The sequence below is a fragment of the Zoogloea sp. GW822-FHT05C07 genome, from assembly GCF_058800215.1.
The window spans coordinates 1097359-1115077 of record NZ_CM179510.1 but is presented as its reverse complement, the minus strand read 5'-3'; the positions used below and the strand labels follow the sequence as shown (position 1 = coordinate 1115077).

Below are 17719 nucleotides of genomic sequence, written 5' to 3'. Positions count from 1 at the left end.
TATTACGAATCCGATGCTTTTGTGCGTACACGGAGTTTCTGTTTGTGCAGTAGTAACTCTGCGAGCTGTCTTCTTTCGGCCGGATTGAGGCCGCTTTCCCGGTCACGGGTGGTCAATGATTCAATCTGGTGGCTGACGGCGTCGGCTTCGAGCTTCTGGATCGTGTCGTTGAACAAGGGTTCAATCGTCGCGTCGTCGAAGGCCGTATCGGCCAACTGACCGGCGATCCTGGCCAGAAGTTCGGCGTGCGGGGTGTCCCGGTAATGTTCGAGCAGCGCGCCGATGCCGTGGGTCGGCAGATCGCCGACGCTCATCGCGTCGGTGATGGCGATCAGCGCACGACCTTCCGGCGTGTCGTCGGGCAGCAGGTCGATGGGCAGGCGGGCGGCCCACAGCGGGTGCAGCACGACGACCTTGAGCAGGGCTTCGACCGGGCTCTGGGGTGCCTGGCGTGGCGTCAGGCGCGGAAAGCCCGAGCCGTTGCGGCGCCCACCGCGGAAATTGCGCTCGAAGGGCGGGTTGTCGTCGAACTGGCGTGGGGCCGCGGCTGCCTTGATGCCGAAGGCCCGCTCGACTTCCGCCTGGGTGAAGCCCGCCACTTCGGCGAGCATCTTGATGACCTGCAGGCGCAGCAGCGGGGCGCCGATGCGGGTGACCAGCGGCTTGGCTTCGTGGACCAGTTTGGCGCAGCCTTCGGCGGTGGACAGATCGATGTCCTTCCTGAGTTCGGCGAGCAGGAATTCGGCCAGCGGCAGCGCGCCGTTCATCGCGGTGCGGAAGGCGTCGGGGCCCTCGGCGCGCACGAAGCTGTCCGGGTCGTGCTCCTCGGGGAGGAACAGGAAGCTGATGGTCTTGTTGTCGGCCAGGTGTTCCAGGCTGACCTCGAGGGCCCGCCCGGCGGCGCGGCGTCCGGCGGCATCCCCGTCGAAGCAGAACACGACCCGGTCGGTGAGGCGCAGCAGCTTCTGGATGTGGTGCGGCGTGGCGGCGGTGCCGAGGGTCGCGACGGCGTTGGCGACGCCGAACTGGGCCAGTCCGACGACGTCCATGTAGCCTTCGACGACCAGGACGGCGCCCTGTTCGCGGATGCTCTGGCGGGCCTGCACGAGGCCGTAGAGTTCGCGCCCCTTCTCGAAGATCGGGGTTTCCGGCGAGTTGAGGTACTTGGGTTCGCCCTTGCCGAGAACGCGTCCGCCGAAGCCGATCACGTTGCCGCGCTGATCCTGGATCGGGAAGATGATGCGGTCGCGGAAGCGGTCGTAGCGCCGACCCTGCTCGTTTTCGAGGACCAGGCCGCATTCGAGCAGGCTGGCGACGCTGTAGTCGGCAAAGGCGGCCTGCAGGGATTGCCAGCCTTCCGGAGCGTAGCCGAGGCCGTAGCGGGCGGCGATCTCTCCGGTCAGGCCGCGGCCCTTCAGGTAGTCGATGGCGACCGGGCTGCGCTTGAGCTGTTCCTTGTAGAACCGGGCGGCCTGGGCCATCTGTTCGGTGAGGGATTGCTCGCGGCTGCGGTCATGCTTGGGCGTGAAATCGTCCTGGGGGACTTCCATGCCCACGCTGGAGGCGAGCTCCTTCACGGCATCGACGAAGCCGAGGCCGCTGTATTCCATCAGGAAGCTGATCGCGCTGCCGTGCACGCCGCAGCCGAAGCAGTGGTAGAACTGCTTGGTCGGGCTGACGGAAAACGACGCCGACTTCTCTCCGTGGAAAGGGCAGCAGGCGAAATAATTCGCGCCCCCCTTTTTGAGCGGCAGGTAGCGTTCGACGACCTCGACGATATCGACGCGGGCGAGAAGATCCTGGATGAAGGATTGCGGAATCATGATCTAGGGCAGGCGCACCGGCGCGCCGTCCCCATGAATCCTAGTTGCCGAGGCGGCTTTTCACCAGTTTGGAGACCTCGGCCATGTCGGCCTTGCCGGCCAGTTGCGGCTTGAGGACGGCCATCAGCTTGCCCATGTCGGCCGGGCCGCTGGCACCGGTGCTGGACACGGCGGCGTCGATGATCGTGACGATCTGTTCGGTGCTCAGGCCGGCGGGCTTGTAAGCGGTCAGTACGTCGATCTCGAAGCGCTCGGCGCTGGCCAGGTCGAAGCGCTGGGCGGCCTCGTACTGGGCGACGGAGTCGCGGCGCTGCTTGAGCATCTTGTCCACGACGGCGACCACTGCGTCGTCGTCCAGCTCGATGCGCTCATCCACTTCCTTTTGCTTGATGGCGGCGAGAAGCAGGCGAAGGGCGGACAGGCGAGCGGTTTCCTTGGCACGCATGGCGGCCTTCATGTCGTCGTTGACGCGGACCTTGAGAGACATGGGGGTTCCTTGCTGGAGACGGCCGTTAGGCCGGCGGCGCCGGAGAGGCGAATTCGGCGCAACGGAAAAGCACAAACGCCACGCGCTCGCGCAGAAGCGCGTATCGCGTGGCGATCGGGAAGCGTGTACTCGGGGTGTTGCTTAGTACATCTTCGGGGGCAGGGTTTGGCTGCGGAGGCGCTTGTGATGGCGCTTGACCGCGGCAGCCAGCTTGCGCTTGCGCTCGGCAGTCGGCTTCTCGTAGAACTCGCGGGAGCGGAGTTCGGGCAGCAGGCCCACTTTTTCAATGGTGCGCTTGAAGCGGCGAATGGCGACTTCAAACGGCTCGTTTTCTTTGACGCGGATACCCGGCATTGCGTGCTTCCTTGAAAATTCTTTGGACGGAAAGAATAAGAGTATAACCAAGTCGCTTGGGTCTACCAAGTCCACTTTTCGCTTTGTCTTCCGTCACAGGGTAAAATCCCGGTTTTTCCGCGGACCGCGCAATGCTTGTTCTGGGTATCGAATCCTCCTGCGACGAGACGGGTGTCGCGATCTACGACACCGACAAGGGCGTGTTGTTGGCCCATCGCCTGCACTCCCAGATCGATCTCCATGCGGCCTATGGCGGCGTGGTGCCGGAACTGGCGTCCCGCGATCATATCCGGCGTCTGCCGCTGCTGTTGCGGGAGACCCTCGATGCGACGGGGCTGGCCATGGGCGATATCGACGCGATCGCCTACACGGCCGGTCCGGGGCTGGCTGGCGCGCTGCTGGTTGGTGCGAGTGTCGCCGAAGCGCTGGGCGTTGCGCTGAACGTGCCGGTGCTGCCCGTGCATCACCTGGAAGGGCATCTGCTGTCGCCGCTGCTGTCAGCTGATCCGCCCACCTTTCCGTTCGTGGCCCTGCTGGTTTCCGGCGGACATACGCAATTGATGCGGGTGGCTGGCGTCGGCGACTACGTGCTGCTCGGTGAGACGGTCGACGATGCGGCTGGTGAGGCCTTCGACAAGACGGCCAAGCTCATCGGCCTGGGCTATCCCGGCGGGCCGGCGCTTGCCAAGCTGGCGCTGCGGGGGGCGCCCGGTCGTTTCAAGCTGCCGCGCCCCATGTTGCACAGCAAGGATTTCGATTTCAGCTTCAGCGGGTTGAAGACGGCAGTATTGACGGCCGCAACGGCGCTGGATTTCCGCGAAGAGGACAAGGCCGATCTGGCGGCCGAGTTCCAGGCCGCAGCGGTGGACGTCCTGGTTGCCAAGTCGATGGCGGCCTTGCGTCATACCGGGCTGAAGCAGCTGGTCGTGGCGGGCGGGGTCGGTGCCAACCAGGTGTTGCGAGCCCAGCTGGATGCCGCGGCCGCGAAGCGGAAGGCCAGGGTGTATTACCCTGAGCTGGAGCTGTGCACCGACAACGGGGCGATGATCGCGTTTGCCGGCGCCCTGCGCTTTGCTGCAGGGGAGCGGGGCGGTGATGGAAGCGGCCGCTTTGCGGTCCGCCCCCGCTGGAGCCTGCAGGAAATCGTTCCGCCCGTCGTAGCCTGAGCCGCGGGGCTTCAGGCCGGTTTTTTCTTCTTGCTGCCGATGCGCCCTTCCTGGCCGGCGCGCAAACGCTTGATGTTGTCCTTGTGGCGCCAGATCAGCAGGGCGGACATGCAGCTGATGGCGATGATCCAGGTGTTGTCGAGCCCGAGCAGGGCACTGAACAGCGGAGCCGCCAGCGCCGCACTCAGGGCCGCCAGCGATGAATAGCGGAAGGTGAAGGCCACGAAAAGCCATGTGCCGAGGGTGGCAAGCCCGAGCCAGCCGCTGGCCCCGAGCAGAACGCCGGCGGCGGTGGCAACGCCCTTGCCTCCCTTGAAACCCAGGAATACGGGGAAGACGTGGCCGAGAAAGGCGGCAAGACCCGCTGCCGCGATGGCCGGCATGCCCAGGCCCTGGGAGGCGGCAAAGTAAGCGGCCAGCGTAACGGCCAGCCAGCCCTTGAATGCATCGCCCAATAGCGTCAAGGCGGCGGCGAGCTTGTTGCCGCTGCGCAGGACATTGGTGGCGCCAGGATTGCCGGAGCCATAGGTACGAGGGTCGGCCATGCCGAAAAGTCGGGATACGACGACCGCGAAGGGAATTGAGCCGAGCAGGTAGGCGGCTGCGAGCAGAAGCGCGAGTTGCATGTTGTGTTGAGCGCTGACCAGGGTGGGCGCAATTTTAGCTGGGACGAATGATGGATTTTATTTTTATCGAGGCATTGCGGGTGAAATCCCGTGTCGGGATTTATCCGCGCGAAAGAGCGGCTGAGCAGACGCTGGAGCTGAATCTCACGTTCGGCGTGCCGGATGCGGCGGCGGAGCATGACGACATTGCTGACACCATCGACTACGCGAAGGTGATCGAACGGATCCGCAATGAGCTGGCCGTTCGGCAATTCAATCTGATCGAAACGCTAGGCGAATTCATCGTCAATTTGCTGTTCGATGAATTCGGAGCCCCGTGGGTCAAGCTCGCCATAGCGAAGATCGGGGTAATGAAGGATGTGAAGCGTGTGGGCGTATTCATTGAGCGCGGCCGCGACGGACTGGCGCCGCCGCCGCACTCTCCGACCGCGGGTTTGCCGCATTGAGCATGCGGCAAACCCGGCCGGCAATCAGGCCGCGGCAGGCGCTTCTGCGCGCAATTCGTCGAGGGGCTTGCCCTGGGCCAGCCAGTCGATGACCCACTGGGGCTTGCGGCCATGGCCGGTCCAGCCGATGGCGGCATTTTCCGGGTGACGGAACTTGATTACCGAAGCTGGCTTGGCGGCCGCCTTCTTGGCGGGTTTGGCAGCGGCTTTCTTGGGGGCCGCCGGCGCGGCCTTTTCGGTGTTTTCCTGGCCGATGACTTCGGTCAGGCTCATGCCGTGTTCTGCAGCCAGCTTCTGCATGCGCTTCAGCAGGTCTTTCTTGGCGGAGTCGGAACGGCGCCGAATCTCGGTTTCGACTTTGGTTTGCAGGCGGCGCAATTCGGCAAGGGAGAGCGAGGAGATGTCCATGGCGTTTCTTTCCTTCAGCTTGGAGCTGAGCTGAGTTGATGTGGCGAGGCGGTCGTAAGGTGCCGTCTTGTAGGATCTTTATTGCTGGTCTTATTTTGCCACCGTTTTCCGGTGATTTGGCAAGTGTTTTATTTCCATTTATTCCAGTGCCACGCTGACCAGCTTGGGCTTGAGTATTTGCAGCAAGTCGTGGGGGTGAACCCCGACGAGAAAGCCGCGGCGCCCGCCGTTGATATAGATCAGCGGCAGGTCGAGGATGCTGTTTTCCATAAAGACGGGCAGCGTCTTCTTTGTGCCAAATGGGGAGGTGCCGCCCACGAGATAGCCCGTGTGGCGCTGTGCTACTGCGGGATCGCACGGGCTGACCTGCTTGTGGCCGGCCTGCCGCGCCAGTTCCTTCGTCGAAACCTTGCGATCGCCGTGCATTAATACGATCAGGGGCTGGCGCGCTTCGTTCTCCATCACCAGTGTCTTGACGACCGCATGCTCGGGAACATTAAGCTCCCGAGCCGATACGCGGGTGCCGCCATGTTCCTCGTAAGTGTAGAGATGGGTCGAGAAGGCCGCCTTGTGCTGGCGCAGAAAGCGGGTGGCCGGTGTTTCCGGCGCATTGTGATCTTGGCGGGACATGGCTTTACTGGAAATGAATCGTGGGCTACAGATCGGGTTGACCGAAAATATCCCGTGGAGTTTCGAAGAGATTGCCCTGAATTTCACCGCTGCGGCCCGAATTTCCTTCGTGGGCCAATAGCCAGCGCTTGATGTCGATCAGGTAGCCTTTTTCATTGTGGGCGAATCCGCCGATTCCGGAGTGCGTGACGACCCGGTGACAGGGAATGGCGAGAGGGAAGGGGTTGTCGCCGCAGGCCTGCCCGACCGCGCGGGGAACGCTGCCGACGTCCTTTGCAAGCTCGCCGTAGGTGCGCGTCCGGCCACAGGGAATGGTTGCGATGGCGGCCCATATACGGCGGCGGTACAGGCTCCCCTGAATGAGCAGCGGCAGTACGAATTGGGCGTCGGGGTCCTGCAGATAGCGTGCGATTTGCGCGACGGCCTTTTCGGCCAGTTCGTCGCGTGCCGATTGCAGCGGGTGCTCGCTCGGCAAAAAGACGATTTGCTCGATAAAGCCTGCGCGCGTGGCAACACCGATGTGGCCGAATGGCATCGGCATGACGGCCGCGAACTGGGGCGAAGGATCGCCGGCGTTGCGCAAAGGGGAGGAGGGCATGGCCGGATTGTGCGCCCCGCTTCGCCGCCTCGGCAAGGACGCTTCGCTTTGCCGGGTGGTGGCTTTCTTCGCTGCTCGGGCTGCGGCCTATTCAGGCTTGGGCGGATTCGTTGCGTGCCATTGGGAAATGCCGTGCCAGGTATATCGGCGGTCTGACCAGACGACTCCCCGGTGGGCGTCGGGGGTATTGCCGGAAAGCACTTGATGCGGATCCGCATGTGTTGATGCGCGGGTTCCAGGGGTACGCGCAATCCCGGCTTTCGCGTACGCATATGGCGGCTGGCGAGTTTGTCGCGGTTGGCGAATTGAGTTTCCGCAATAGCAGTCGAGGGCACGTGAGATGGGTGGCGAAGGGACGAGCCGATCGCTATTGGTCGCCGGGAAAGGCCTTGCCGTTTGGCGGGTCATAAAAAGCGCCCGCTCGTTGCGCATGTCTGCGCTTCGAGCGGGCGTTTGGGTACTGCGTGCGATAACGCCCCGGGGCGCTATCTGGGTCAGGCGCGGACCTGGCCTTCTCCGAATACGATCCACTTCTGGCTGGTCAGGCCTTCGAGGCCAACCGGGCCGCGGGCGTGGATCTTGTCGGTGGAAATGCCGATCTCCGCGCCGAGGCCGTATTCGAAGCCGTCGGCAAAGCGCGTCGACGCGTTGATCATCACCGAGGAGGAGTCCACTTCGCGCAGGAAGCGCATGGCGCGGGTGTGATTCTCGGTGACGATGGCTTCGGTGTGCTGGGACGAATGGGTGTTGATGTGGGCAATGGCTTCGTCGAGTCCGTCAACGACCTTTATGGCGATGATCGGCGCGAGGAATTCCTCGCTCCAGTCCGATTCCGAAGCGGCCTTGAGCTGCGTGTCGGCAATGCCAGCTTCGCGCAGGATGGCGAGGGAGATCGGACAGGCGCGCAGCTCGACGCCCTTGCCGGCCAGCATGGTGCCGATGGCGGGCAACTGGGCGCGGGCCACGCTGGCGTCCACCAACAGGGATTCGGTGGTGTTGCAGGTGCCGTAGCGCTGGGTCTTTGCGTTCTCGACGATGGCGAGGGCCTTGGCTGCGTCGGCGAATTCGTCCACGTACACGTGGCAGTTGCCGTCAAGGTGCTTGATCACCGGTACGCGGGCTTCGTTGGAGATGCGCTCGATGAGGCCCTTGCCGCCGCGGGGCACGATGACGTCCACGAACTCGGGCATCGTGATGAGCTCGCCGACGGCGGCGCGATCGGTGGTTTCGATGACCTGGATGGCGGCCTCCGGCAGGCCGGCGGCGGCGAGGCCGGCACGCACGCAGGCAGCGATCGCCTGGTTGGAGTGCAGGGCTTCCTTGCCGCCGCGCAGGATCGCGGCGTTGCCGGACTTCAGACACAGGGCGGCGGCGTCGGCGGTGACGTTGGGGCGGGCTTCGTAGATGATGCCGATGACGCCCAGCGGCACGCGCATCTTGCCGACGGTGATGCCGGACGGGCGACGCTTGAGGTCGGTCATCTCGCCGACCGGGTCGGGCAGCGCGGCAACCTGCTCCAGGCCGACGGCCATCCTTTCGATGCCTTTTTCGGACAGGGTCAGGCGGTCGATCATGGCCGGTTCGAGGCCGTTGGCGCGGGCTTCTTCCAGATCCTGGCGGTTGGCGGCGGCCAGTTCGGCCTTGCGTGCGCGGATCTCGGCGGCCATCGCGAGGAGGGCCTTGTTCTTGGCGTCGGTGGAGGCGGCAGCCACGCCGCGCGATGCAGCGCGGGCCTGGCGACCGACGGTCTGCATGTAGGTCTTGATGTCCATCTTCGTCGTCTCGTCTCGGTTGGTGGCGCGGGGCTCAGCGCCGGGCCGGGGCTTGCTGGGTGGCTGTGGCGCGGGTAAGGCGCAGGCACAGCTGGAGGAATTCATCCCATACGTCGCCGCTGGCCAGACCCTTGATCATCCGGTCAATCTTTGCAGCGTGCAAGATCGATGTGCGCAGGATAGCGGAGGTCAGGCGCGGCAATGCGCGCTGGATGGCCTGCTTGCGGCGTTCATCGTAGACGCGCTCGGCCTTCAGAAGGTTCGGCAGGGGCTGGCCTTCGTCCAGGCCGAGGCGGAGGCTGGCGAGGGTGCGGATCTCGTTGGCGAGCGTCCACAGCACCAGCGGCGGCGCTTCGCCTTCGCCCTTTAGGCCTTCCAGCAGGCGGGCACAACGGCCGGCGTCGCCTTCCAGCAGGGCCTGGCGCAGCTTGTCCACGTCGTAGCGGGCCACGTTGAGCACCGCGTCGCGCACCGTGGCCAGGTTCAGTGGTCCGGGTGGGTGGAGCAGGCCCAGTTTGAGGATTTCCTGGTGGGCGGCGAGCAGGTTGCCTTCCACGTGATCGGCGATGAAGTTCAGCGCGTCCGCATCCGCTTTCTGTTGCTGGCGGTTGAGGCGCAGCGCGATCCATTCCGGGAGGCGCTCCCGTTCCGGCGCATTGAGCTCGACCGCCACGCCGGCTTCGGCAAGGGCGACGAACCAGGCGGACTTGCGGGTTGCCCAGTCGATTTCGGGCAGTGTAACGAGGGTGACGACACCGTCGTCGAGATTGCGCGCGTAGCGCTGCAGCGCTTCGCCGCCTTCGCGGCCGGGCTTGCCGTTGGGAATGCGCAGGTCTACCAGCTTGCTGGTGCCGAACAGGGACAGGTTGCCGGCGGCGGCCTGCAGGGACTCCCAGCGGAAGCCCTGGCCGGCCACCAGCACCTCCCGCTCCTCGTAGCCCTGCTTGCGGGCGGCTGCGCGGATCGCGTCGCCGGCTTCGAGCACCAGCAGCGGTTCGTTGCCGTGCAGCAGGTAGAGCGGGGTGAGGGGCTTGTCGAGTTGGGCGGCGAGCTGCTCCGGACGCAGGATCACGGCTTGGGCTCGGCTTCCGGCATCTTCACCGCAGCCAGGCGGCGCATCAGCTGCTGCACCAGATCGCCCTGCATGTCCCGGTAGAGCAGGAGTTCTTCCTGTTCCTTGGCGAGCAGCTGGGAGTCGTCGAAGGCGAGGTCGCGCTTCAGGTAGATTTCGTTGGGCGCGAGGACTTCGCGGCCGGCCTTGTCCACAACGCGGAAGTAGAAGCGCTGGCGCAACTGATATTCGCGCACGCGGCCCTGGGCGTTGAGGGCCAGGATTGCCTTCTCTCTTGCGTCGGCGAGCACCTCCAGGCGGACCTGGGCGCCCTCCGGCGTATCGACGATGCGTGTTTCACTGCCGGCGCGGATCTGCCGCCGGATGGCCGCGGCCAGGTCGGAGTACTGGTACATCCCCAGGTAGATCGACTCGAAGGGGAGCGGGCGTGGCCCGCGCAGCTGGAAGCCGCAGCCGGCCAGCAGCAGCGGCACGGCGCCGATGGCGGCGAGGGCCCGGCGGCGGGCGGGGGACGACGGGGTCTGGCTCATGGGCGCGATTCCTTTTGCAGGCGCTGGCGTTCCTTGGAGTAGGCGTCGAAGTCGGGGCCCGCCGGATCCGGCGAGGTGTCGTGGCCCGGCTGGCCTTGCTGCCGGGCGTTCTCCTGCCGGATGCCTTCGTAGACCACTCTCTCTGTGGCTGTACCGCAGCCTGAGAGAAGGGCAAGGAACGAGAGACAGGCGACGGTACGCATGATGCGGGCCCCTTTTTCGTTCAGCAGACGATGTTGACGAGGCGGCCGGGAACGACGACGACCTTCTTGGCCGGCTTGCCTTCCATGAACTTGACCGCGGCCTCGTTGGCCAGTGCGGCCGCTTCGATCGCGTCCTTGGCCGCATCGGCCGGCACGCGCAGTGCGCCGCGCAGCTTGCCATTGACCTGCAGCATTAACTCGATCTCGTCCTGCACCAGCGCGGCGTCGAGGGGCTCCGGCCAGGCGGCCTTGAGAATGTCCTCACCGTAGCCGAGTTCGGCCCACAGGGCGTGGCTGATGTGCGGGGTGAGCGGCGACAGCACGCGCAGCAGGATGCCGAAGCATTCCTCGATCACCTCGGCGGCCAGGGCACCTTCGCGCGGGGCCTTTTCGATGGCGTTGAGCATCTTCATCGTGGCGGAGGCCACGGTGTTGAACTGCTGCTTGGCGAGGTCGTAGTTGGCCTGCTTGAGGAGCAGGTGGATCTCGCGGCGGAAGCCGGCCAGCGCCTCCGGCAGTTTGGCGCCGTTCAGGCTGCGCTCGGCGCCGATCTGCGGGCGGATCTCGCTGGCGAGCACGTGGCCGAAGCTCCACACCCGGCGCAGGAAGCGATAGGCACCTTCGACGCCGGCGTCGGACCATTCGAGGGTTTGTTCGGGCGGCGCGGCGAACATCATGAAGAAGCGAGCGGTGTCGGCGCCGTATTGCTCGATGAGCGACTGCGGGTCCACGCCGTTGTTCTTCGACTTGGACATGGTGGTCAGCTCGTGCTCGAGCACGGTGCCGTCCTTCTTCAATGTCGCGCCGGTGATCTGGCCCTTGGCATCCTTCTGGATGTCGATCTCGCTTTCCCAGAAGTAGTTCTTGCCGCCGCCTTCGGGCTTGTGGAAGAAGGCGTTGTTGAGAACCATGCCCTGGGTCAGCAGGTGGGCGAAGGGCTCGCGGTAGGTGACCAGGCCGATGTCGCGCATCACCTTGGTCCAGAAGCGCGAGTAGAGCAGGTGCAGGATGGCGTGCTCGATGCCGCCGATGTACTGGTCGACGGTCATCCAGTAGCCGGTTTCGTCGTCCACCATCTTGTCGGCGCCGAACCTGGTGGCGTAGCGGGCGTAGTACCAGGACGAGTCCACGAAGGTGTCCATGGTGTCGGTCTCGCGACGGGCCGGCTTGCCGCAGCACGGGCAGGGGGTGTCGAGGAAGTCGGCGCGCTTGTGCAGCGGGTTGCCGGAGCCGTCCGGCACGCAGTCTTCGGGTAGCACCACCGGGAGCTGGTCGTCGGGCACCGGCACCGAGCCGCAGCTGTCGCAGTGGATGATGGGGATCGGGCAGCCCCAGTAGCGCTGGCGGGAGACGCCCCAGTCGCGCAGACGCCATTGGATCTTCTTCTCGCCGACGTTCTTGGCAGCCAGGTCGGCGGCGATCGCGTCGACGGCGGCTTCATAGCCGAGGCCGTCGTACTTGCCGGAATTGACGCAGGCGCCGTCTTTGCTGCCGTACCACTCTTCCCAGGCGCCTGTGGAGTAGGGCTTGTCGCCGAGGGCGACGACCTGCGCGATGGGCAGGCTGTATTTCTTCGCGAAGGCGAAGTCGCGCTCGTCGTGGGCGGGCACGCCCATCACGGCGCCGTCGCCGTAGCTCATCAGCACGTAGTTGCCGACCCATACCTCGACCTGCTTACCGGTCAGCGGGTGGGTGACGAACAGGCCGGTGGGCAGGCCTTCCTTCTCCATCGTGGCCATGTCGGCTTCCATCACCGAGCCGTGCTTGCACTTCTCGATGAAGGCGGCCAGCGCCGGGTTGTCCTTGGCAGCGTGCAGGGCCAGCGGGTGCTCGGCGGCCACGGCGCAGAAGGTGACGCCCATGATGGTGTCGGCGCGGGTGGTGAACACCCACAGCTCGCCATTGTTGATGAGTTGGCCGTCGTCGCCCGTGATGTCGTGGCTGAACGCGAAGCGCACGCCAGTGCTCTTGCCGATCCAGTTGGCCTGCATCAGCTTGACGCGCTCGGGCCAGCCGCCGAGGGTGTCCAGGTCGGACAGCAGCTCGTCGGCGTAGTCGGTGATCTTCAGGTAGTAGCCGGGGATCTCGCGTTTCTCGACGAGGGCGCCGGTGCGCCAGCCGCGGCCGTCGATGACCTGCTCGTTGGCGAGCACGGTCTGGTCGACCGGATCCCAGTTGACGACCTGGGTCTTGCGCTCGGCAATGCCCTTTTCGAGCATGCGCAGGAACAGCCACTGGTTCCACTTGTAGTACTCGGGGGTGCAGGTGGCCAGCTCGCGGCTCCAGTCGATGGCGAAACCCAGCGACTTGAGCTGCTGCTTCATGTAGGCGATGTTGTCATAGGTCCACTTGGCCGGCGGCACCTGGTTCTTGATCGCGGCGTTCTCGGCGGGCAGGCCGAAAGCGTCCCAGCCCATCGGCTGCAGGACGTTGTAGCCCTTCATCTTGTGGAAGCGGGACAGCACGTCGCCGATCGTGTAGTTGCGCACGTGGCCCATGTGCAGCTTTCCCGACGGATACGGGAACATGGACAGGCAGTAGTACTTGGGCTTCGACTCGTCGGCGGTGACGCGGAAGGCTTCCGAGTTGTCCCAGTGCTGCTGGGCGGCGCGTTCGATATCGGCGGGGAGGTATTTGTCCTGCATGGGCGGAAAAGTCGCGGATGGAACGAAACCGCGCATTATAAACCGGTCCGGTAAAGCCCGCAGGGGCGCGCTCAAGACATTGATGTGACGAGACATTTCCTCTTCATATCAAGCCGTGGTGTATGTCATGGCCAGATGCGTCTGTTACAATCGCGCTCCCGCAATGCAGCATTTTCCTATGTCCGAGCCCCTTGTCCGTCTTGAGAATGTGCGCTTCGCCTATGGCGAGCGGATGATCCTGCGCGACATTTCCCTGTCCATTCCGCGTGGTCAGGTGGTTGCCATCATGGGAGGCAGCGGTTGTGGCAAAACTACTCTGCTGCGCCTGATCGGCGGGCAGGAGCGTGCGGTCGGCGGTCGCGTGCTGGTCGACGGCCAGGATGTCGGTACGCTGGACCGCGAGGATCTGTACACGCTGCGCCGGCGCATGGGCATGCTGTTCCAGTTCGGCGCCTTGTTCACCGACATGACGGTATTTGACAACGTGGCCTTTCCGCTGCGCGAGCACACCGATCTGCCGCCGGAGCTGATCAACGATCTGGTGCTGATGAAGCTGCATGCTGTCGGCCTGCGCGGTGCTGCCCAGTTGCGGCCGGGGGAGCTTTCCGGTGGCATGGCGCGCCGCGTCGCGCTGGCGCGGACGATCGCCCTAGATCCGATGCTGCTGATGTACGACGAGCCCTTCACCGGCCTCGATCCGATTTCCCTTGGTGTGATCGGGCAGCTGATCCGCCGCCTCAACAACGCGCTTGGCGCGAGCTCGCTGATCGTCACCCACGACATCCAGGAGTCCCTGCAGATCGTGGACTACATCTATTTCATTTCCGAAGGGCGGGTCGTCGCCCAGGGGACGCCGGACGAGATCCGTAACACCTCCGATCCCTTCGTGCATCAGTTCGTGCACGCCGAGGCCGATGGCCCGGTGCCTTTCCACTATCCCGCCGGCGACTACGCGACGGCGCTGGTCGGAGGAGCCGGCTGATGGGTGACGTATTGCGAAGGCTGGGCTCCCTAGCGATCAGCGGGGTGTGGCAACTGGGCTTCATCGCCCGTTTCTTCGTATTGATCCTGCGTTACTCGGGGCAGTCCTTCATGCGGCTGCACCTGACGATCCGCGAGCTGTACTTCAGCGGCGTGATGTCGCTACTGATCATCCTGGTGTCCGGCCTGTTCGTTGGCCTGGTGCTGGGGCTGCAGGGCTATGAAATCCTGCAGCGCTATGGCTCCAGCGAGGCGATGGGCACGATGGTGGCTTTGTCCTTGTTGCGGGAACTCGGCCCGGTCGTGGCTGGTCTGCTGTTCGCCAGCCGGGCTGGCTCGGCGGTGACGGCGGAAATCGGCCTGATGAAGGTGACCGAGCAGCTCAAGGCGATGGACATGATGGCGGTCAATCCGATCGCCCGTGTGGTGGCGCCGCGCTTCTGGGGCGGCGTAGTGTCCATGCCGCTGCTGGCGGCGCTGTTCTCGACGATGGGGATTTTCGGTGGCTGGCTGATCGGGGTGGTGTTCATCGGTGTCGATGACGGTGCCTTCTGGTCGCAGATGCGGTCGGCCGTCGATTTCCGTTACGACGTGCTCAACGGCGTCTTCAAGAGCTCCGTGTTCGGTGTTGCTGTCGCGTTGATCGCCGTGTTCGAAGGCTACGACTGCGTGCCGACCGCCGAAGGGGTGTCCCGGGCGATCACGCGTACCGTCGTGAGCTCCGCGCTGGCCATTCTGGCGCTCGATTTTGTAATGACGTCTTTCATGTTCCGAGGTCTATGATGAGTCGCACGACGCTCGACCTGTGGGTCGGTGTTTTCGTGGCAATGGGTATCGCCGCGTTGTTGTTCCTGGCCCTCAAGGTCGCCAGCATTTCCGGGTCGGACATCCAGTCGCCCTATACCCTCAGCGCCCGTTTCGACAACATCGGCGGCCTCAAGGTGCGTGCGCCAGTGAAGAGTGCCGGCGTGCTGGTCGGGCGGGTCACCGAAATTCGCTACGACAATGAACACTTTCAGGCCGAAGTTGTCTTCTCGGTGGACGGGCGCTACAAGTTCCCGACAGACACGTTTGCCAACATCCTGACCTCAGGCCTGCTCGGCGAGCAGTACCTCGGCCTTGATCCCGGCGGGGAGGAAAAGACACTCGCGCCAGGTGAGGTCATCAAAAAGACCCAGTCCGCCGTTGTTCTCGAGAAGCTGATCAGCCAGTTCATGTTCAACAAGGCGGCTGAAGGAGAGCAGGCACCCGCAAAGTAAGGAAGAAGGCTTGCGGGGGCGGATCAATACAGAGAGCGCCGCGCGCTTTGCGCGGGCCGGAATGACAATGAAGAAGAACAGCAAACCTGAATCGACCTTGCTGCGACGGAGCGCGCTGGCCATTGGGCTGGCGTTCGCTGTGGCGGGCTGTGCAGGGCCCGGCGGGCATCCCAAGGATCCCCTTGAGCCAATGAATCGCGCTACTTTCCAGCTCAATGAAAAGGCGGACAAGTATGTGATGCGTCCGGTGGCCGAGGTCTACGATCAGGCGCCGCTGCCGCTGAAGACGGGTGTCGCGAACTTCTTCGGCAACATTGCGGACGTATGGATCGGCGTCAATAACCTGCTACAGGGCAAGTTCGTCGACGGTCTCTCCGACGGCGGGCGCTTCCTGCTCAACTCCACGGTCGGCCTGCTGGGCGTCTTCGACGTTGCGAGCGAGATTGGCCTCGAAAAGCATGACGAAGACCTCGGCCAGACGCTTGGCCGCTGGGGCGTCGGTGATGGTCCTTACCTTGTGCTGCCCTTGCTGGGGCCGAGCAATGTCCGGGATGGCGTGTCGCTCATCGGCGACTTCCATTTCGATCCGCTCATGCAGCTCGAGGATGTCGGCGCTCGCAACAGCCTGACCGGCCTGCGCTTCGTCAGCAAGCGGGCTGCGCTGCTGGGGGCCGATACGGCCGCCGAAGAGGCCGCGCTGGACAAGTACGGCTACATGCGCAGTTTCTACATCCAGTACCGCCGTAACCAGATCTTCGACGGCCAGCCGCCGCGCGAAAAAGATCTGGACGACGATGACTCCTCCGATAAGGACAAGGCGGCCACCGACGCGAATGCGGCTGGCGCTGCCACTGATAAATCTTCCTCCCCCGACAAGAAGGAAAGCCAATGAAACGCCTCACTTCCCTGTTTGCCGCGCTGGTACTGGGCCTTGGCATCCAGTTCAGCGCCGCTGCCAATACCGTGGCGCCCGATGTGCTGGTCAAGAGCGTCAGTGATGACGTGATTTCCATCGTCCGTCAGGACAAGGCCATCCAGTCCGGTGACACCCGCAAAGCCGTCAGTCTGGTCGAAACCAAGGTGTTGCCTTACTTCGACTTCGCCCACATGACCCGTCTGGCCGTCGGCAAGGACTGGAAGCAGGCTTCCGCCGACCAGAAGAGCACGCTGACCCAGGAATTCAAGACGCTGCTGGTGCGCACCTATTCCAATGCTCTGACCAAGTACCGTGACCAGCAGATCGATTTCGAACCGCTGAAGGCCAAGCCCGAGGAGACCGACGTGATCGTGCGTACCAAAGTGCGCCAGGCGGGTGCCAAGGCCGTGCAGATCGATTACAACCTCGAGAAGCAGGGCGACAACTGGAAGGTCTACGACGTGCTGGTGGCTGGCGTGAGTCTGGTCACCAACTACCGTGACGAGTTCGGACAGGAAGTGCGCGCCGGCGGCATCGATGGGCTGATCAAGACCCTGAAGGACAAGAACAAGCAGATCGACCCCGCGGTCGCTGCCAAAAAATGATCCAGGCTGAAGGCGCACGCCTGAGTCTCAGCGGCCCGCTGACCATCGCTACCGTTGCGGCGGTGGCGGAGGCTGGGCGCGAGCAGGTCGTCGGTGGCGACCGTGTCGTCGACCTGTCTGGCGTCACGCAGGTGGATTCCGCTGCGCTGGCCCTGCTGCTGAGCTGGCAGCGCAGCAGCAGGGCCGCCGGGCATCAGCTCTCCATCGACCGGGCGCCAACGGCTCTGGTCTGTCTCGCGTCCCTCTACGACGTCGATTCCATTCTTTCTCTGGCTCGCTGAGCCTGTCGGGTTTTATGAGTCCAGCGATCCGCATTGCCGGCGTCACCAAGCGTTTCCGTTCCCTGCAGGCCCTGGCCGGCGTCGACCTGGAGGTGGCCCAGGGCGAGTTCTTCGGCCTGCTCGGCCCCAACGGGGCCGGCAAGACCACTCTGATTTCCTCCCTGGCGGGGTTGGCACGGCCGGATTCCGGCACGCTGGAAGTCATGGGCCACGACGTGGTCCGCGACTACCGCGCCGCGCGCCTGGCCCTCGGCGTGGTGCCGCAGGAGCTGGTCTTCGATCCGTTCTTCAACGTGCGCGAGATGCTGCGCATCCAGTCGGGCTACTTCGGTATCCGCAACAACGACGACTGGATCGACGAGATCCTGCATCACCTGGACCTCACCGAGAAAGCCAGTTCCAACATGCGCATGCTGTCGGGCGGCATGAAGCGCCGGGCGCTGGTGGCCCAGGCGCTGGTGCACCGTCCGCCGGTCATCGTCCTTGACGAGCCGACTGCCGGCGTGGACGTGGAGTTGCGCCATGGCCTGTGGCAGTTCATCCGCAAGCTGAACGAGGATGGCCACACCATCGTGCTGACCACCCACTACCTCGAAGAGGCCGAGTCCCTGTGCGGACGCATCGCCATGCTGAAGGCGGGGCGCATCGTGGCACTGGACACGACGGCCAATCTGCTGCAGCGTTTCGCCAGCCATACGCTGCAACTGCGGCTGGCGAAGCCCGTTGTCGTGTCGCCGGGGCTGGAGGGCCACGTGCTTTCCCGGGATGGCCTGCAATGGGTGCTTGGCTTCGATAATTTCGACGAGGTCGGGCATCTGCTTGCCGGCCTCAAGTCCGCCGGTGCCGAGATCGTCGACATGGCCCTCGGCAAGCCCGACCTGGAACAGGTCTTCGTCGGCGTGATGAACCAGAACTGA

General features: G+C 64.3%; 21 protein-coding genes. 9 read left to right on the top strand and 12 right to left on the bottom strand.

The features are described 5' to 3' along the window. Positions 1–2: 2 nt before the first annotated feature. The 3 genes from dnaG to rpsU all read right to left on the bottom strand — a co-directional run bounded on the left by dnaG (position 3) and on the right by rpsU (position 2664). Positions 3–1823 (bottom strand): DNA primase, encoded by a 1821-nt coding sequence (gene dnaG, locus AC3QL2_RS05310; RefSeq protein WP_493232048.1) that lies wholly within the window; start codon positions 1821–1823, stop codon positions 3–5. 40 nt (positions 1824–1863) lie between these two features. Continuing rightward, positions 1864–2310 (bottom strand): GatB/YqeY domain-containing protein, encoded by a 447-nt coding sequence (locus tag AC3QL2_RS05305; RefSeq protein WP_493232050.1) that lies wholly within the window; start codon positions 2308–2310, stop codon positions 1864–1866. A 141-nt stretch (positions 2311–2451) separates the two neighbouring features. Further along, positions 2452–2664: a 30S ribosomal protein S21 gene (gene rpsU / locus AC3QL2_RS05300; protein WP_079432811.1), complete on the bottom strand. Its 213-nt coding sequence runs from the start codon at positions 2662–2664 to the stop codon at positions 2452–2454. Between the two features lie 131 nt (positions 2665–2795). On the opposite strand from rpsU, the gene tsaD reads away from it, so the two are divergent. Beyond that, positions 2796–3830 carry a tRNA (adenosine(37)-N6)-threonylcarbamoyltransferase complex transferase subunit TsaD gene (tsaD, locus tag AC3QL2_RS05295; RefSeq protein WP_493232052.1) on the top strand — a complete coding sequence of 345 codons (1035 nt, stop codon included), beginning with the start codon at positions 2796–2798 and terminating at the stop codon, positions 3828–3830. An 11-nt stretch (positions 3831–3841) separates the two neighbouring features. On the opposite strand, the gene plsY is transcribed toward tsaD, so the two are convergent. Beyond that, positions 3842–4456 (bottom strand): glycerol-3-phosphate 1-O-acyltransferase PlsY, encoded by a 615-nt coding sequence (gene plsY / locus AC3QL2_RS05290; protein ID WP_493232054.1) that lies wholly within the window; start codon positions 4454–4456, stop codon positions 3842–3844. Positions 4457–4506: 50 nt separating this feature from the next. On the opposite strand from plsY, the gene AC3QL2_RS05285 reads away from it, so the two are divergent. After that, on the top strand, positions 4507–4902 hold the full coding sequence (locus AC3QL2_RS05285; RefSeq protein ID WP_493232314.1) for a dihydroneopterin aldolase: 396 nt from the start codon (positions 4507–4509) through the stop codon (positions 4900–4902). Positions 4903–4926: 24 nt separating this feature from the next. Here AC3QL2_RS05285 and AC3QL2_RS05280 read toward each other — a convergent pair whose 3' ends face one another. The 8 genes from AC3QL2_RS05280 to leuS form a co-directional block, all read right to left on the bottom strand. After that, positions 4927–5310, bottom strand: a complete 384-nt coding sequence (locus AC3QL2_RS05280) for an H-NS histone family protein (protein ID WP_493232056.1) — start codon at positions 5308–5310, stop codon at positions 4927–4929. A 138-nt stretch (positions 5311–5448) separates the two neighbouring features. Next, positions 5449–5940: a Cys-tRNA(Pro) deacylase gene (gene ybaK, locus AC3QL2_RS05275; protein WP_493232058.1), complete on the bottom strand. Its 492-nt coding sequence runs from the start codon at positions 5938–5940 to the stop codon at positions 5449–5451. 25 nt (positions 5941–5965) lie between these two features. Next, positions 5966–6538 carry a methylated-DNA--[protein]-cysteine S-methyltransferase gene (locus AC3QL2_RS05270; RefSeq protein ID WP_493232059.1) on the bottom strand — a complete coding sequence of 191 codons (573 nt, stop codon included), beginning with the start codon at positions 6536–6538 and terminating at the stop codon, positions 5966–5968. A gap of 494 nt (positions 6539–7032) precedes the next feature. Further along, positions 7033–8310, bottom strand: coding sequence for a glutamate-5-semialdehyde dehydrogenase (locus tag AC3QL2_RS05265; protein ID WP_493232061.1), 1278 nt, complete (start codon positions 8308–8310; stop codon positions 7033–7035). A 34-nt stretch (positions 8311–8344) separates the two neighbouring features. Further along, positions 8345–9382: a DNA polymerase III subunit delta gene (holA, locus tag AC3QL2_RS05260; protein ID WP_493232063.1), complete on the bottom strand. Its 1038-nt coding sequence runs from the start codon at positions 9380–9382 to the stop codon at positions 8345–8347. Next, a complete protein-coding gene (locus AC3QL2_RS05255) occupies positions 9379–9912 on the bottom strand; it encodes an LPS-assembly lipoprotein LptE (RefSeq protein ID WP_493232065.1) in 534 nt (177 codons plus the stop codon). Before AC3QL2_RS05255 ends, holA begins: the two co-directional genes overlap by 4 nt. Continuing rightward, a complete protein-coding gene (locus AC3QL2_RS05250; protein ID WP_493232066.1) occupies positions 9909–10115 on the bottom strand; it encodes a hypothetical protein in 207 nt (68 codons plus the stop codon). The genes AC3QL2_RS05255 and AC3QL2_RS05250 overlap by 4 nt, the downstream gene beginning before the upstream one ends. 20 nt (positions 10116–10135) lie before the next feature. After that, positions 10136–12760, bottom strand: a complete 2625-nt coding sequence (gene leuS / locus AC3QL2_RS05245) for a leucine--tRNA ligase (protein WP_493232068.1) — start codon at positions 12758–12760, stop codon at positions 10136–10138. A gap of 178 nt (positions 12761–12938) precedes the next feature. On the opposite strand from leuS, the gene AC3QL2_RS05240 reads away from it, so the two are divergent. From AC3QL2_RS05240 to AC3QL2_RS05210, 7 genes are all read left to right on the top strand, one after another. Further along, entirely contained in the window at positions 12939–13742 is an 804-nt protein-coding gene (locus AC3QL2_RS05240) for an ABC transporter ATP-binding protein (protein WP_493232069.1), read from the top strand. Next, the gene (gene mlaE / locus AC3QL2_RS05235) at positions 13742–14524 is read left to right on the top strand and encodes a lipid asymmetry maintenance ABC transporter permease subunit MlaE (RefSeq protein WP_493232071.1); all 783 of its coding nucleotides are present in this window, start codon (positions 13742–13744) and stop codon (positions 14522–14524) included. Before AC3QL2_RS05240 ends, mlaE begins: the two co-directional genes overlap by 1 nt. Next, positions 14524–15000 (top strand): outer membrane lipid asymmetry maintenance protein MlaD, encoded by a 477-nt coding sequence (gene mlaD / locus AC3QL2_RS05230; RefSeq protein ID WP_493232073.1) that lies wholly within the window; start codon positions 14524–14526, stop codon positions 14998–15000. Before mlaE ends, mlaD begins: the two co-directional genes overlap by 1 nt. 67 nt (positions 15001–15067) lie before the next feature. Continuing rightward, positions 15068–15892, top strand: coding sequence for an MlaA family lipoprotein (locus tag AC3QL2_RS05225; protein ID WP_493232074.1), 825 nt, complete (start codon positions 15068–15070; stop codon positions 15890–15892). Then, on the top strand, positions 15889–16521 hold the full coding sequence (locus AC3QL2_RS05220; RefSeq protein ID WP_493232076.1) for an MlaC/ttg2D family ABC transporter substrate-binding protein: 633 nt from the start codon (positions 15889–15891) through the stop codon (positions 16519–16521). The genes AC3QL2_RS05225 and AC3QL2_RS05220 overlap by 4 nt, the downstream gene beginning before the upstream one ends. Then, on the top strand, positions 16518–16802 hold the full coding sequence (locus AC3QL2_RS05215; protein WP_493232078.1) for an STAS domain-containing protein: 285 nt from the start codon (positions 16518–16520) through the stop codon (positions 16800–16802). The genes AC3QL2_RS05220 and AC3QL2_RS05215 overlap by 4 nt, the downstream gene beginning before the upstream one ends. A gap of 14 nt (positions 16803–16816) precedes the next feature. Beyond that, positions 16817–17719: an ABC transporter ATP-binding protein gene (locus AC3QL2_RS05210; RefSeq protein WP_493232079.1), complete on the top strand. Its 903-nt coding sequence runs from the start codon at positions 16817–16819 to the stop codon at positions 17717–17719.